This window comes from Vibrio sp. KUL70, assembly GCF_059725515.1.
The window spans coordinates 183,992-200,135 of the sequence record NZ_AP045835.1 but is presented as its reverse complement, the minus strand read 5'-3'; the positions used below and the strand labels follow the sequence as shown (position 1 = coordinate 200,135).

Sequence of the window (16,144 nt, the reverse complement as noted above, 5' to 3'; positions counted from 1 at the left end):
AAGGACAGTATGAATAAAATAAAAGTATTGCCAATTCTATTGTTGGCAACGCCCTCGCTTGTGCTCGCAAATAACTTGCAAGATGAGTGGGTGGAGGGCGATGAAAAGAGCGCATGGTCAGGTTATGTGAGTGCAGATTACTCGCGTAATGGTTATGAGGATAGTGCCCACTTAGCGAATCGTTCAGCTTCTGCAACGGGCGTTTTGCGTTATGCCGTTTCTGATCAATCTCGGTTACAACTCGTGGTATCTGGCTATCATCAGCAAGATGGTGATGTATATGGTACACGAGGCCAGTTCTGGAATGACACCTCTTTGTCATGGGCTCGCAACGGATTGTTTAATCCGACCGAAGGATCCACGGTAAGTGGTGAGGTTAGAGCGATATTTCCAACGTCAGAGTCTTCTAAAAGAAATGACCTGCAATTTGGAACACGTGTCAAATTGCGTTGGAGTGCTTCATTTGATGAGTGGTTAGAAGGTCTGACTTTAAGTAATACGGTACTGCTAAGAAAGAACTTCCATGAATACAAAACCGCTGGTGGATATCAAATGATTGAGTACCGACTGAGCAATCAATTTTCCGTGGATTATGCATTTGCAGACGACTTTTACTTCAATATTTTCTTAATGCCAAGGCAGTCCTGGAATTATCACGGTAACTCACTGGATCCAACCATTTTACATGGAGAAGAAATTGGCTACCAAATGACAGAAAGTATTTCGATGTCAGTTGGTATGACAAATAGTGTGGGTTATTACAACCCAGATAAAGGGCAAAATCCGCTTAATGATCTGATCGATTTAAAAAAGATGACCTATTACGCAGTGGTTAATTATCAGTTCTAGCGAGAGCTAATTAATAAAAACAATCGTTATTTACTAAACGATATAACTATAAATACAGGGACATTATGTTTAGAAAAGCAATAATTGCAGCAAGTATCGCAGCTGTACTCAGTGGGTGTGGGGCCGAGGATCGAGCCTATGACACCGTTGAAAGATCCGCAAAAGAGGTGACCGTTCAATCTCTAGATACAGAATCATTGTGGATGTACATGCCTTCAACAGGTGAAGCCCCGCGTTATGCGTTGACGCAGCGTGGTTTCTTTCAAGGCGACCCCAAATTAGTCAAGCTACGTTTTGACGAGACTAATGGTATATACGTTGAAGCGTTAGATCGCGACAAAGTTGACTCATTAGCTCCGAGTCGTTGGGACTCTGAGATTAACCGCGTACCAGTACTGAAAATTCCAGGTGAGTTTAGACAGTATCGTTGTGCTGAAAATGGTTACGGAGAGTGTACCAACAAAGAAGAGGTCAACCATGATGAAAATGTCGACTGGACAACAGCGACACACTTCATTCCGGATTATGAAAACATCGAATCGCTATCAGAGGATACTCTTAGCACATGGTACACCGCGAGCAATGTATCAGAGAGTGCCGCTCCTCGTGTTATCTCATACGAATATAACCCAGAAGAGGGTGTAATTAACGTTGAGCTAGAGCGCACATTCACAGCGGACCCGGAAGATCAGTATGAATTTGGTGGTCTAGAAAATTTGTCGTTCAAGACTCGCTTTTTCTACTCTCTGGTTAAATTAGATAAGCTAGCGAGCTCAAACTACGAGCCCGTCTATTATCAAGGTCAAGACAGTGCTTACTACGGCTTTTTTAATGACAGCAAAGCGGTGAAAACGCACACAGGTGAAAGTGATGTTCAAGGTTCGCGCTTCGCTTACATCAACCGTTTTAACCCAAATCTTGAATCGATCGATTACTACCTAAGCGACAGTTATTTTGATGAAGGTAACGAAGTTTACCGTCAACTGACCATCGATACGATGAAGGAGGTCAATGAGTCTCTTGAAGGCACGGGTGTGCCGCCAATTAAGATTGTGAACACCGATAAAAAAGCGGGTATTCAATCGGGTGACTTACGCTACAACGTTTTCAATTTGATTGATGAACCAGTAGATAATGGCTTGTTGGGTTATGGTCCGTCTGCAACTAACCCGCTAACGGGTGAGATCATTCATGCTCATGTTAACCAGTACTTAGGCGTTATTCGTACTACCACTCGTCGTTACTGGGATGACTTGGCGATGCGCTATAACCGTCAAGAGATCGCTAAATTCGTACCGAAAGAAAACAGTGCAGCAGACAGTGGTGAAACAGAGGGTGATACGGCATCTGTGGTTGCTGAGCGCACTGACGTCGATGTCTTTAATGACATGATTTCGACCGACCGAGGCCCCGAACAGTTCGTTCCACAACTAACCGAAAATGAGATGGAATTTGTTGGTCAGGGCAAGTTCATTAATGAACTCCCAAAAGCTGATTTAAACCATCAATTTGATGTAACCAACCAAGATGCAGCGCTAAAAGCATTTTACAAGCGTCAAGATATGCTGAAACGTTTCTCAGAGCAGAACGTCTACAGTGAAGATGCGATGTGGTTGAGTACTAATGCGAAGGGGTTGATCGCTGGTATCGACTACGCAGGTGGTGATTATTTTGCTGATGCTGAACAAAATACCATGAAAAAATGGAATGAGTTGAGCTTAGAGCAGCAAAAATTGGCGAGTGAAGCGATTTCAGAGCACATGTTTAAGTCGACATTGATTCATGAGCTAGGCCATAACTTAGGCTTGCGCCACAACTTCATGGGATCTGTCGATAAAACGAACTTCTACACGACTGAAGAGTTAACGAAAAGCAAACTGGGTCACCACGGCAAACCTGCAGCATACAGCTCGATCATGGACTACGGCGCATCAATTTTTGATGAACTGTTGGTCTTTGGTAAATATGACAAAGCAGCGCTTAAATTTGCTTATGCTCGTGAGATCGAAACCAATGAATTTGTCGGCGATTCAGTACGTGATAATACAGGTGCTCAAGTTCGTAAGACATACTCATTGGCAGAGTACGACCGACAAATGACCGAGGATTACAATGCTTATCCTACCGGTGTCATTGCTCATTTACGTGCGAATGCAGGTACAGAAGGTATCCCTGAGTTGGCAAGCTACCGCTTCTGTACCGATGAACACACAACGACAAGTCTAACGTGTGATCGCTTTGACGAAGGTACATCACTCACCGAGATTACAGAGTTCCGTATTCAGCGTTATTACGATAGCTACGAAACGGCGAACCGCCGCAATGGTCGTGATTGGTTCTCCCAGTATCACCAGTACGAATACTTCTGGCAACGTATGTATGAATTCCAGAAAATTCGAGACATCATAGAAAACGTCGGCGAAATCGATTTTGTTTTCGCACGTTACATTGGTGCTGACACCACCAATAACAAAGGTAGTGTGTTTAAAGAGATTGCAGGGAACAACTGCGTCGATTATCGCGGTAATATCGTACCACTAGACAATATGTCAGCAGGACTTCGTCCGATTTGTGACACATACAACGCAGCAAATCTAGCGGCTAATTTCTTCTTCGACGTACTCACAGCACCGGACAAAGTGTGTGAGCTTGAAGAGCTTAGCGGTGTCGAGGGAGTGCCGAACCGTTATCGTTTTGCAAAACTTTCTGACCTTTGGTTAACATACCAAACAGGTATGTCACCAAACCGAGACGTTCCAACGAGCTGTTATGATGAAGAGCTTGTTCAACTGCTGAAGAACCAAGCTAATGAGATTGTGATGCGCTCTGAGACGCGTGATGGTCATATTTGGTCAAGTTTAAAGGCTAACAACCCGTACCAAACGGCGTCTAACTCAGTCGACCTTCTGGGTGTGTGGCCAGATAAACTGCTTGCTGCGCAAATGTTGGTTCGTCGTGATTCACCATATATTGCAACAGAGAACTCGAGTTTAGCTCTAATCGACCTTTCCGATAAGATTGGTGAGCTATATACGCACTTATCCGACCTAGCGGGTCGACCTGAAGCGCGTCAAGCGATCTTCGTTGATGGTAATGGTGATTATGTTGAAACTGTACTTCGTTACCAGCCGAGTCTAACTCAAACGATTGAAGCGGTACCTTCATACTTATGGCCAATGAAGCGCTACTTTGTGTTAGGTGGTGAAGATGCCTTCGAATATTGGACAGAGGGATCGCCACAAGACACTGTGGTTCCTTATTTCGCTACGCTGTTAGCGAATATAACCAAGTACAATCGTGCTAATGAATATGGCCTGAACGACTCTGTTGGCGGGCTAAGTGATTCGATTACAATTAACCTTGCAAACAGTGCGACAGCTGATCCAGATGGGATTAACTTCACTTGGAAAGGGGTCAACTACTCATTGAACTCACGTAACACGTTAGCCAATGCTGTCGCTTCACGTGCCTTATATCAAGATGAGCAAAAAGCCCGTGTTGAGAAGCTAAACAAATTACCATACCCAGTTCGAAACGCGCTCTCTGTATTCAAAAACACACGTGATCGAAATGAAGCCCGTATAATTGCGATAGGCGACAAAGATGCTTTGATTGCACTTCGAGACACGACGGGTTCTGCAAGATACAGAATTTACGACAACATGTTCGAGGCGTATGAAGAAGATGGTAGTAAATGTCTGCGATTTAAGGTTGATGGTGAATCTGAAGAAGATCACATGAAACGCAAGTGTAATCCTCTAGCTCACTTAGAAAATGCTCAAAACCGCGCGATTGGCAAGTTTGAGGATGATGAGTTGGACAAGCTGTTTGATGTGGCACAGGTTTTTGGCGACCAAATTGTGGAGAATAATAAAAGGTCTTTCAATGCATTACACAAAGAAGTGTACAACTACGACCCAGAAGAATTGAGACTTTGGAGTTCGAACGAGTATGTGACATATCGCCGTGCCTTCGAACAGTTTCCTCGTTACACAAAATAATTAGGAAGCAATAAATTAAGTCGTTAATTTGAGCCGGTTATTCTTTCTAGTCTAACCGGCTTTTTTATTCATCAAATTCATCCGTTATAGTGAATTTTTAGCTGCATTATCTGTTATTTATATGTTATACAGATAGTTCTATCATTTTCATGAAACCAAATTAATTTAAAAAAATCACAGCTATGTAAGAAGAATGTGCTGAATTCAAACTCAAGGAAGCGGTTCAAAAGGGTAGCAAGAGACACGGTAAGAAGGATTTATGACCAACCCTAAATTAGTGATCGTGGAAGACGATCCAGTCCTAAGAGAAATGCTGCAAGAGTATTTCGAGAGCCAATCATTTGATGTTGTTACCATATCTGATGGGGCGACTGCCTGTGAGCAAATATTAACGACTCAACCTGACATTGTACTTCTGGATTTAATGTTGCCAGAGGTTGATGGACTGACCATTTGTCGCGAAATACGCAGCCAATTCAATGGCAAGATTCTGATCTTAACGGCCAGTGACGATGATTTTGACCATGTTGCGGCGCTGGAAACGGGTGCAGATGACTTTATCAGCAAACCTGTACGACAGCGTGTGTTGCTGGCAAGAGTGCGTATGTTGCTTCGTCGGACTCAAGATTTACAGCCAAATACCACGGGTAACGGCAATGAACTGAGTTTTGGCAAGCTTTCCCTCAATAAAGCGACCAAATCATGTGTTCATGCAGGTCAAGATATTCCGATTGCCGAGAGTGAGTTTGAGCTGCTTTGGTTATTGGCGTCTTCGCCGGAGCAGGTCTTGTCGCGCAACTACTTGACTCAGGAGATTCGAGGAATTGAATACGATGGTGTCGATCGCTTTATCGATAACAAAATCGTAATTCTTCGCAAGAAACTGAATGACATCACTATGCCACCGAAAAAGATCATTACGGTTCGCGGTAAAGGCTATCTATTTGTTCCTGAACGCTGGTAAAGGCGACTTTTCTTAATGAGAAGAATCTATTTTGAATACTTGGTGGGTCTGACGCTAATCTTTCTCATCAGTATCTATTCGTACGCTTTTGTCGTTTATAAGTTGGGTACCGACTACGAGTACATCCTGCGCGATCATCAGGCAGAAGCTTATCAAGAGCTGATTAGCACGATTGCGACTGAGAAGGGAGTAGTTGAAACCGAGACCATTTTGACAAACTATGCGGAAAAAACGCGCCAAAACCTTCGTATCGTGGCGTTTGAAGCTGCACCTAAAATGGTTCAAAAAGCGTTTAATAACCCAGATGTAAACGTGTACTACCATGAAGAAGATTTTCTTTGGCTGCGTTTACCGGAGAGTCAAAATGTGTACGAGCTATCGGACAACAAAGAGTCTTTTCTGAGGAAAAAGATAAAGACCGAAAACCGATTCATTTGGGTATTTGCCATCACAGGTTTTGCCTTCAGTGGCCTGTTCTTAGTATGGCGAATCAAACGTCGCTTGAATAACTTAGAACTGGTTACCGTTGCGTTTTCTAACGGCGAGCTGATGCAGCGCGCTTCTGAGAAGAATAGTATCAAGCTCGGTACGCTTAATCGCAGCTTTAATGTGATGGCGGATAAGATTCGCGACTTAATTAACAGCAATAAATCTCTGACCAACGCCGTTGCTCATGAGCTGAGAACTCCGATTTTTCGTATTCAATGGCAAGCGGAGCTACTGAGTGATTTAGACCCTACGGACAAGCAGTCAAAGGCAATCGCGCGCATTCTTGCTGATACCGAAGAGATGGAAGACATGGTCGATGAGCTGCTTTACTACTCGCGACTAGAGCGTGGTGGCTCCGAACTGCAGTTGCAGCCGGTTGATATAAATAACTGGCTGGGTGAGCGATGTGCTATTTGGGAAAAAGAGACCACGCTTGATTTGGTCAAGGTGCCTCTTAAAGAGTCCGTACAATTGCATGTCGACCTCAAACTGTTTAATCGTGCTGTAGACAACATCGTCCGCAATGCATTTAAGTTCGCCGACTCTAAGATTGTTATTGAGATTTGGTCCAACGATGGGGAAGTTGTGGTTGAAGTGCATGATGATGGTAAAGGTGTTGAGTCAGAGCACTGGCCATTCTTGTTTGACCCTTTCTACAGCGCAAATGCTGCTAGGAATAAAGGTAAGACAGGGCATGGACTTGGCCTCGCGATTGTAAAGCAGGTGTGTGAACGTCATCAGGCCCAAGTGACCGTCGGAGAGAGCTATCTTGATGGCGCTTGCTTTGCTCTCTCATTCCCTCGTGTAGAAGGGTAAATAGATGATGGTTATTTTGTTGGTTTGCCATTACACTGCGCTGCATACGATAAAGAACATGTTTTAGGTAAGTTCATCATGGACCAAGAATACTACGAAGACGCTGATTACGATGAAGTGGATCAGTATGGCGAAGAAGGCGAAGAGATAGAGATTGAAGCGATTGGTGTTGACGTCTCATCACAACCTATCGAGCTATATAAAGTCTTTAAGATCGCTAACCTAGTTGGCGGTGGCGGTGAGGCCAAGCACGTGATTTCTGAAGGTTACGTTGCGGTAAATGGTGAGCTAGAAACTCGTAAGCGTCGCAAAATGTACGATGGCGACTTCTTTGAGTTCAACCAAGAGTACTACGTGGTTTGTTGTGATCAGCCTGTTCAAGAAGTGGCTGAGAAACCAAAGAAAAAAGAAGAACCTAAACAGCAGCACAAATCGAAACGTTCTTCTAAGCCGAAAAATAAGAGCGCTAATCAAGGCCAAAATTTAAGTGCTTCTGCCGAGCCGCGTAAGCAGAAGAACAAGTCCGCCAATAAACCTAAAGCTCAAAATAAACCTCAAGCTCAAAACGAAAAACCAAAGCCACAACGTGATGAGAAGAGCGGTCGTAACTCCATCGACTTCTTCTAATCAAATTTAGCTGACGCTATCTTAATTCAAACCCTACCTTTTTCAGATGTGAGGCTCGAAATCATCGCCTCACGTCTGATATCCAATATCTCATCAATCAATTTCTGTTTTGCGGTCAAGCCAAAGTGATTGGAATAGTTGTTGATCTGATTCACTTCTGAAGCCTGCAACTTATAAACCTGTTTCTTGAGGCGTGTTTTCGCTTCACTTTTGATCATGCCGCGTTGTTGTAGTAGTGCGATGATCTTGTTGTCTAAAGGGTGCTTTTCCTGTGACATATCTTTTCTTAATCAGAGGTTTAGTTAAACTTCGCAGGGTAATCTACAGGCGAGTTATGACAGATATGTGACGACCTAATGAATTGTCATTTGTAGCGAATTGTAGAGTCGGATCATGTATATACATCGAATATACGGTTCACATTGGCTCTCTGCTCTGGTGTGTCTTAGAATCGAACTAATCAAATCGAGTATCTAGGGTGTGCAGTGATGGCCACTAAGAAGAACAAAGCGAACGCTAAAGACAGCCAGTTAATCATCAGAATTAACAGTGAGTTAAAAGATAACTTTATTTCATTGTGTGATGACATGGATACCTCTGCTGCGCGTGAGATCAGGCGGTTCATTAAACGCTTCGTAGCAGAGCATGAGTCAGAAAACGAAAAGCCATCATAATCCATGAATCTTCTATTGGTTTATCTTCAAATACTGCACACACAAGTCATGAAACGCTTGTGCTTGCGGAGAAATCGTCCTATCTGACAATCTGAATATACCTATCTGGCGCTTTAACGGCGGATCGATTAATGGAATCCAAGTTAGACGAGTCTCGTTCGTTGGGAAGGCAAGTTTTGGCAGCGTTGTTACCCCAATCCCAAGCTCAAGTACCGAAAATAGGGATGTGATGTTCTCTACTGAATAGAGTGCCTGTTCACTGAGCGTACGCGCCGGAGTAGGGTCGAGCAGCGTGCACGTGCCGTTTCTGATAAAGGGCTGTTGAAGCAACGTTTGCCACTCTATACCTTCTGGCTGACTGGCGATTGGATTGTCTTTCAGACAGACGACACCGATCGGGTCTGAGATCAATGGAGTAAAATCGATCGTATCTTCATCGAGACTTGAGCTGTTGCCAAGTGCGACATCAACCTCCCCGGATAAAAGTCTCGCTTCAACGCCAGCCGCATTATCATCAATCAAACTCACTTCTACATTTGGGTATTGCTCACAGAACGCTCCCAGCACACTCGGGATTAATTTTGCGGCTACAGAGGGAACGCTGGCAATTCTCACTCTTCCTTGTTGACCCGCGGCGGCTGCACGTAAGTCATTGTCTAGCGCCTTATAAACATTTAAGAATTGAATGATTTTAGGTAGACATATTTCGCCAAACGGCGTTAGCGTCGATTTGTTGCCTGTTTCAAACAGGGGTTGTCCGAGTATCTTCTCTAACTCTTTAATCGATGTTGATAGCGCTGCTTGAGAGCGGTTGGCACGGCTCGCTGCGGCTCTAAAACCTCCTTCTTCCACCACGAAAACGAAATGTTTTAACTGCTGCAGTTTGATACTCATCCGTTTGAATCCCTCTCAATCCCTTGTATCACCATGCTTTACGCGTGGTGATAAGTTTTATTTATCAAATGCACGAAATTTACCGTTAGATTTATCAGACGTCAAGGTGCAGTATTTAACTATCTTGAAACAAAGTTGTTACAAAGTTGGATTGGAACGTGAACGCACAAACAAAAAAACAGCCAGTAAAAACGGAACTCTTCGCCTCTAAAGCGCCACTAGAATGGGCCATTGTGAACAACGGTACTCTTTATACCGCTCAAATCCCAATTGATGACACGGGAGTGGTGGTTGAAGGTGGCATTGAAGCTCAAACGCGACAAACTTTTAACAATCTAAAACACACTCTGGAGTGCGCGGGAGAGTCACTGGACTCTGTGCTGCAGGTGCTGATCTACGTAACCGACCGTGAATACCTAAAAACAGTTAACGCTATCTATGCTGAGCATTTTGAAGCGCCATACCCAAACCGCGCTGCGATGGTTGTGGCAGGGCTCGCAAGGGAAGAGATGCTAGTGGAATTTGTCGTGTATGCGTCAGCTTCGCAGCAGGCGTAAAGCATAGGTCATGAGTAAGTAAACCGAACACAACTTAATTATTGAATCAATACAGAGCGACCAGACTCAACAGTCGCTAAGACGTGACAAGGATAGAATGATGACTCAACTAAACAATGTTCAAGCAGAAAATGCACTCTATATTGGTGGTGAATGGCAAGCGGGCGTGAGTACTGTCTCGAACATCAACCCTTCTGATATTTCAGAAAACCTAGGTGATTTCGCACAAGCAAGCTCGGAACAAGTTCAACAGGCTATCTCAGCAGCAAAACACGCTCAACCTGAGTGGGAAAAAACGCCAATTGAGCGTAAGCAAGCGGTTCTACAGGCGATCGGTGATGAGCTGATTGCACGCTGTGATGAACTTGGGACGCTGCTTTCTCGTGAAGAGGGTAAGCCGTTCGCTGAAGGCCGTGGCGAAATCTATCGTGCAGGTCAGTTCTTCCAGTACTTCGCTGCAGAAGTACTTCGTCAAATTGGTGATAACGCAGCTTCCGTCCGTCCAGGGGTCTCCGTTGAAGTGACTCGTGAAGCCGTGGGCGTTATCGCCATTATCTCTCCTTGGAATTTTCCGACTGCGACTGCAGCTTGGAAAATTGCCCCAGCATTGGCTTTTGGTAACAGCGTTATTTGGAAGCCAGCGAATTTAACGCCAGCGAGTGCGGTTGCATTAACTGAGATCATCCACCGTCAAGGTATCCCAGCGGGTACGTTCAACCTTGTATTGGGCAGCGGTTCAACAGTAGGTGACGCGCTGATTCATTCGAAAGATGTAAACGGTGTGAGCTTTACAGGTTCAGTAGATACCGGCCGTAAAGTTGCTGCCGCGACAGCGCCAAACTTCGTACGTTGCCAGCTAGAAATGGGCTCAAAGAATGCGCTGGTTATTGCGGACGATGCTGATATCCAGACCGCGGTTGAAGCAACCATTGCTGGTTCATTCTCAGGTGCAGGTCAGAAATGCACGGCTTCTTCTCGTCTTGTGGTGATGGATAGCATTCACGATCAATACGTTGAAGCGCTAATCAAGCGTATGAGTGAACTTAAAGTAGGCCACGCACTTCAGGATGGTATTTTCATGGGCCCTGTGGTTGATGGAAAACAGCTGGAAGCGAACTTCGAGTGGATTGAAAAGGCACGTCAAAGTGGTGCGGAGCTGGCCTTTGGTGGAGAGCGCTTAAATCTAGAACACGAAGGCTACTACATGTCGCCAACGCTGTTCTTGAACACGCAAAACAGCTGGGAAGTGAACCAAGAAGAGGTCTTTGCTCCGATGGCTAGCGTTATTCGTGTAGCAGATTTAGAAGAAGCGATCGCTACGACTAACGACACACGCTTTGGCTTAACTGGCGGCATCATTACACAAAGTCTGCGTACTAGCGCGATGTTCAAAGAACAAGCACAAACCGGGTGTGTGATGGTGAACCTACCAACAGCCGGAACGGATTATCACGTGCCATTTGGCGGACGTAAAGAGTCTAGCTTTGGTCCTCGTGAGCAGGGTCAGTATGCGAAAGAGTTCTACACCGTGGTTAAAACTGCGTATCAGCGCCCTTACTAACGACTTTGTCACTGAACAAGGACGAAGCCCGAGTGTGGCTCGGGCTGAGTCAAACGTTCGATTTTGAGTTATTCAACAGGAGTGGTTATGTACCAGCAACGAATAGTTATCGATGGATTACAGTACTGCAATTGGGACCGAGAATATTTTCAAACATTGAAAGCCAGCGGCATTACTGCAGTACACGCAACGATTGTCTATCACGAGAACGCGCGTGAAACTCTGACTCGCTTTGCTGAATGGAACCTAAGGTTTGAACAAAACGCTGATCTTATCATGCCAATCCACTCAATGGCGGATGTCGAAAAAGCCAAACAGCTTGGCAAGGTTGGCATCTTCATGGGTGCGCAGAACTGTTCACCAATCGACGATGAAATTGGTTTGATTGAAGTGATGCGTCAGCAAGGGCTTTTAATCATGCAGTTGACTTACAACAACCAGAGTCTATTAGCGACCGGTTGTTATGAGCAGCACGATACCGGTGTTACTCGCTTCGGTAAGCAGGCGATAGAAGAGATGAACCGTGTTGGGATGATCATCGACATGTCACACAGCGCCGAACGCTCAACGCTTGAAGCGATCGATCTCTCTTCGCGTCCAATCTGTATTAGCCATGCTAATCCAACGTTTGCTCACGATGCATTGCGAAACAAATCCAATGAGGTGATCAAAGCGTTAACCGCAAGCGGTGGCCTGATTGGTTTCAGCCTCTATCCATTCCATCTACCAAATGGAAGCCAATGTACGCTCGACGATTTTTGCCAAATGGTCGCGAGAACAGCAGACATGGTGGGCGTTGAGCACCTTGGTATTGGTAGTGACTTGTGTTTGAACCAACCTCAATCGGTGTTGGAGTGGATGCGTAATGGTCGCTGGTCAAAGGCGATGGATTACGGAGAGGGCTCTGCTAGCAATTCTGGCTGGCCAGACGCGCTGCCATGGTTCTGTGGAAGCAGTGGCATGGAAAACATTTATAACGGTTTGATGAGTCACGGCTTTAGTGAAGCCGAGGCCGGAAAAATACTAGGTGAAAACTGGTTTAACTTCTTAAGTGACGGCTTAGAGCCGCTTGCTAAAGAGTAGGACGAAACAAAAGGAAACCTTATACCAGATAGGCCTAAACATGGACTAGCCTGCCCAAGACAACAATAACAGGGCAGGTGTTAAATACACCGCTTGCAGCCATCATTGTTATGAGAGCTGCAAAGAAACCTCTGGAGTCAGAGTATGTCTGATTTAACCAATAGCGTGAAACCGAATGGTCTGGAAGCTGCGAGCATGAACGCCTCGTCGAAGAAAGACAAACAGAAGTCAGATTCGAATACTGCGAACAATACTAAGGACGTAAACAACGACAAGTTGGGATTGAGCAACCCCGCTCTATGGTACAGCGGCGGGTTCATCGCACTGTTTGTTGCCCTAGCACTTTATGATGGAGAGCTTTTATCTAGCCTCGTTAACAGCGGCTTTGCATGGTCAGTGAAAGTCTTTGGCCCATATTGGCAGCTGCTTCTTCTGCTTACTTTTCTTATTGGTCTTGGCTTAGCGGCAGGGCGAACAGGCAAGGTAGTTCTTGGTGGAACAGATAAGCCTGAGATGGATGGCTTCCGCTGGATGGCAATCATCTTTTGTACACTGCTAGCTGGTGGTGGCGTGTTCTGGGCTGCAGCAGAGCCCATCGCGCACTATGTAAGCCCACCGCCTTTGTATGGCGCGCAAGAGAGTGCACAGCAAGGCGCGGTTAATGCACTATCTCAATCCTTTATGCACTGGGGCTTCTTAGCATGGGCAATTGTCGGCAGTTTAACCTCGATTGTGGTGATGCACCTTCATTATGATAAAGGTTTGCCACTGAAACCACGCATCCTACTTTATCCGGTGCTGGGCGAGCGAGCGCTAAAAGGGCATACAGGGGCACTGATTGACGCGTGTTGTATTGTTGCGGTTGCGGCGGGAACCATAGGTCCCATTGGCTTCTTAGGGCTACAAGTTAGCTACGCATTGAATGCCTTGTTCGAGATACCTGATGGCTTTACAACTCAATTGATCATCATCCTGTTTGCTATTGCTCTATATACGCTATCTGCGCTGAGTGGCTTAAACCGCGGTATGCAATTGCTGAGTCGTTACAACGTGATTCTTGCAATGGCACTGATGGTCTACATCCTACTGTTTGGTCCAACTAACTTTATCTTCAATGGCTACATCCAAGGCGTGGGTAGCATGCTGGATAACTTCATTCCAATGGCGACCTACCGTGGTGATGAAGGCTGGTTGAGCTGGTGGACGGTATTCTTCTGGGGCTGGTTCTTAGGCTATGGACCAATGATGGCAATCTTTATTGCCCGTATTTCACGCGGTAGAAACATCCGCCAGATTGTAATGACGATTAGTGTTGTAGCGCCATTGGTAACTTGTTTCTGGTTCACCATAGTAGGTGGTTCTGGTCTAGCGTTCGAAATCGCTGACCCAGGTAGCGTGAGTAAGGCATTCGAAGGATTTAACTTGCCAGGTGCACTGCTGGCTGTAACGCAACAGCTACCAATGCCAATGTTAGTGTCAATCTTGTTCTTGATTCTGACCACAATCTTCATCGTGACGACGGGTGACTCTATGACGTACACCATCAGTGTTGTGATCAGTGGTGAGACGGAGCCAAATGCCATCATTCGTACATTCTGGGGTGTGGCTATGGGTGTGACCGCCTTGATCCTTATCTCGTTAGGTTCTGGTGGAATATCTGCACTGCAATCTTTCATTGTCATTACTGCAGTACCAGTTTCTTTGATTCTTTTACCATCACTTTGGAATGCGCCACAAATCGCAATAAAGCTGGCAAAAGAACAGGGTTTATAAACAAAACAATAATAATTAGGGGCGAAAGGCTCGCCCCAATTCATTCAATAACGTGAAAACTAACCCTCGGCTGGGAACGGTTAGTGATACTAAATAACTATAAAGGTGGTGAGCAAAATGGATGCACATCGTTCAACCTACACTGAATCCGAACTACGTAACGCAGAGAGTGTCATGGCGCCAGAAAGACTAGGCGCAATGCACCAAACTCGCATCAGCTTTGTGAGAACGCTGATTCGAAAAATGGCACAACAGCAATGGCAAGTCACTAAGCACGATTGGCAGCTGTGTCCGAGAGGCTTTGGTCATGTGATTTACAAATTAGCGACGCCAACGCATGTTTATCACTTGGTTGTATTCTGTGATGAGATCGCAGATGAAGAGCGGAATGATCGAGTGATCGCTGAAAAGTGGGACGTGACGTTCGCACTGGTTATTGGTGATGTCGACCAAGCACTCCTTGAACGCCTTCGTGCGAATGTGCCACTGCAGGAAGCAGGCCGCAACCCGAATAATGTTTTGGTTCTAGCGCGTGCCAATAAGAGTGTCCGAGTGTTCGAACATATTGTGAGCCACCTTGCTCAAGGCAAACAGCCAACACCCGCTGAGTTGGCAGAAGTCGGTTACATATTGAGAACCACAGCCGTATACGGCAACGGCAAGTTCGGTATTGCGGATTTCAAAGTATTAGAAAACAACCCAGATTTTAATCAGTCGTTTAGCGCTCAAATGTGTGCGGTGTATTTACTGCGTGAGTTCAGCTTGGACTGGGTACATTACCTTGCTCAGCAAATTGGTGGCGATGCGGCGGTGGAGCTCGACCGAGGCTTACAGAGATACCTTGGTGTTGGTAACGCGACTGGCTTAGGTATGGCGCCGTATTTGATTAATCACCCATGCATTGTTGATCAATGGATGACCACACGTGAACATGCATTGGCTGATGTGTTGGCACAATCGGTATCACAAGAAAAACTGTATCCACTTGAGCAATTAATAAACAAGGCGATTTGCCATTTGGAGCAAGTGATCACCATAAACGATCACCAACAAGGGCTAAACCAACAGGCCGTCCTTGACCTAAAAGAATTTAACGCCTCGTTGAGTGTTAGCCTGGCTAAATGCAGAACATGGCAGCAGCTCGTTGCTCAATCTCAAAGTATGAGTCTCGAAGCCCAAGAAATACTCATTTCCTGTTTGATGGAGCTCTATCCAGACTTAGTGGATGCACATCAAGACGAGATGAACTGTAGCGAGATGCTGTCACTCCCAAGCGGTAAAAAAGTTCAGGATATCTTGGTGCTTCTAGAGACTAAATATCGTTGGGCGATTAATACAGATTTCACCAAAGCAGAAAACAACTACTGGTTCTGGTATCGCTCACAAGACAAAGAAGAGCCAAGATTGGGCGTGCGTGGAGAAGAGCCGGGCGAGGAGCGTGAATTGCCGTTAGATATCGGTCGTCAAGCCTATCGTCTGTACCATGCTTTATTGCAATTCCCGCCGGAGTTGTCATTGGCTGAGTTCTTAGTACAGAACCCGCAATACCGAGCGATTTCAAGACGAGTTTGGTCATTAGGGCAGAGTGCGATGGGTGACATTCAAATGAACGTACTCCACAAATCGTCACTGCCGATGCACCTGTTACGCTGTAAGTTAGCGATTTTTGGTGCGACTAAATTCGACCCTCGCTCAGATCGATGGGTTCGCGTGACCTTTTTCCAAGGCGCTCCACTATTGGATGAAATTCATGAGGGTGAGTGGTTATTCCCACTGTTACCAGAGCAAACATCTTCGTCGATACCGCACCATACTAACGCCGCTAACCATACTGACTTTGAAGGGGATAAGTAATG

Annotated in this window: 13 protein-coding genes; 11 read left to right on the top strand and 2 right to left on the bottom strand. The window is 45.5% G+C overall.

What is annotated here, in order from left to right:
• The first annotated feature begins 9 nt into the window (after window positions 1-9).
• The 5 genes from AC6I7V_RS14970 (at window position 10) to AC6I7V_RS14950 (ending at window position 7,746) form a co-directional block, all read left to right on the top strand.
• Window positions 10-849, top strand: coding sequence for a hypothetical protein (locus AC6I7V_RS14970; RefSeq protein ID WP_498012127.1), 840 nt, complete (start codon window positions 10-12; stop codon window positions 847-849).
• Window positions 850-914: 65 nt separating this feature from the next.
• Window positions 915-4,850, top strand: coding sequence for a zinc-dependent metalloprotease (locus tag AC6I7V_RS14965; protein WP_498012126.1), 3,936 nt, complete (start codon window positions 915-917; stop codon window positions 4,848-4,850).
• A 259-nt stretch (window positions 4,851-5,109) separates the two neighbouring features.
• Window positions 5,110-5,814: a response regulator gene (locus AC6I7V_RS14960; protein WP_498012125.1), complete on the top strand. Its 705-nt coding sequence runs from the start codon at window positions 5,110-5,112 to the stop codon at window positions 5,812-5,814.
• 15 nt (window positions 5,815-5,829) lie between these two features.
• Window positions 5,830-7,119 (top strand): ATP-binding protein, encoded by a 1,290-nt coding sequence (locus AC6I7V_RS14955; protein WP_498012124.1) that lies wholly within the window; start codon window positions 5,830-5,832, stop codon window positions 7,117-7,119.
• 78 nt (window positions 7,120-7,197) lie between these two features.
• A complete protein-coding gene (locus AC6I7V_RS14950) occupies window positions 7,198-7,746 on the top strand; it encodes an RNA-binding S4 domain-containing protein (RefSeq protein ID WP_255232656.1) in 549 nt (182 codons plus the stop codon).
• Between the two features lie 26 nt (window positions 7,747-7,772).
• Here the strand turns inward: AC6I7V_RS14950 and AC6I7V_RS14945 are convergent, their stop codons facing one another.
• A complete protein-coding gene (locus AC6I7V_RS14945) occupies window positions 7,773-8,024 on the bottom strand; it encodes a hypothetical protein (RefSeq protein ID WP_261883797.1) in 252 nt (83 codons plus the stop codon).
• Window positions 8,025-8,234: 210 nt separating this feature from the next.
• Here AC6I7V_RS14945 and AC6I7V_RS14940 point away from each other — a divergent pair, with 210 nt between their 5' ends.
• The gene (locus AC6I7V_RS14940; protein ID WP_255232658.1) at window positions 8,235-8,420 is read left to right on the top strand and encodes a hypothetical protein; all 186 of its coding nucleotides are present in this window, start codon (window positions 8,235-8,237) and stop codon (window positions 8,418-8,420) included.
• A 12-nt stretch (window positions 8,421-8,432) separates the two neighbouring features.
• On the opposite strand, the gene AC6I7V_RS14935 is transcribed toward AC6I7V_RS14940, so the two are convergent.
• Window positions 8,433-9,314, bottom strand: a complete 882-nt coding sequence (locus tag AC6I7V_RS14935) for a LysR family transcriptional regulator (protein WP_255232659.1) — start codon at window positions 9,312-9,314, stop codon at window positions 8,433-8,435.
• A 158-nt stretch (window positions 9,315-9,472) separates the two neighbouring features.
• On the opposite strand from AC6I7V_RS14935, the gene AC6I7V_RS14930 reads away from it, so the two are divergent.
• The 5 genes from AC6I7V_RS14930 (at window position 9,473) to AC6I7V_RS14910 (ending at window position 16,142) form a co-directional block, all read left to right on the top strand.
• Window positions 9,473-9,871, top strand: a complete 399-nt coding sequence (locus AC6I7V_RS14930) for a RidA family protein (RefSeq protein ID WP_498012123.1) — start codon at window positions 9,473-9,475, stop codon at window positions 9,869-9,871.
• Window positions 9,872-9,971: 100 nt separating this feature from the next.
• On the top strand, window positions 9,972-11,432 hold the full coding sequence (locus AC6I7V_RS14925) for an aldehyde dehydrogenase family protein (protein WP_285405567.1): 1,461 nt from the start codon (window positions 9,972-9,974) through the stop codon (window positions 11,430-11,432).
• Window positions 11,433-11,519: 87 nt separating this feature from the next.
• Complete coding sequence (locus AC6I7V_RS14920) at window positions 11,520-12,515, top strand: membrane dipeptidase (RefSeq protein WP_498012122.1); 996 nt, start codon at window positions 11,520-11,522, stop codon at window positions 12,513-12,515.
• A 144-nt stretch (window positions 12,516-12,659) separates the two neighbouring features.
• Window positions 12,660-14,288, top strand: coding sequence for a BCCT family transporter (locus tag AC6I7V_RS14915; protein WP_498012121.1), 1,629 nt, complete (start codon window positions 12,660-12,662; stop codon window positions 14,286-14,288).
• Window positions 14,289-14,405: 117 nt separating this feature from the next.
• A complete protein-coding gene (locus AC6I7V_RS14910) occupies window positions 14,406-16,142 on the top strand; it encodes a hypothetical protein (RefSeq protein WP_498012120.1) in 1,737 nt (578 codons plus the stop codon).
• Window positions 16,143-16,144 lie beyond the last annotated feature (2 nt).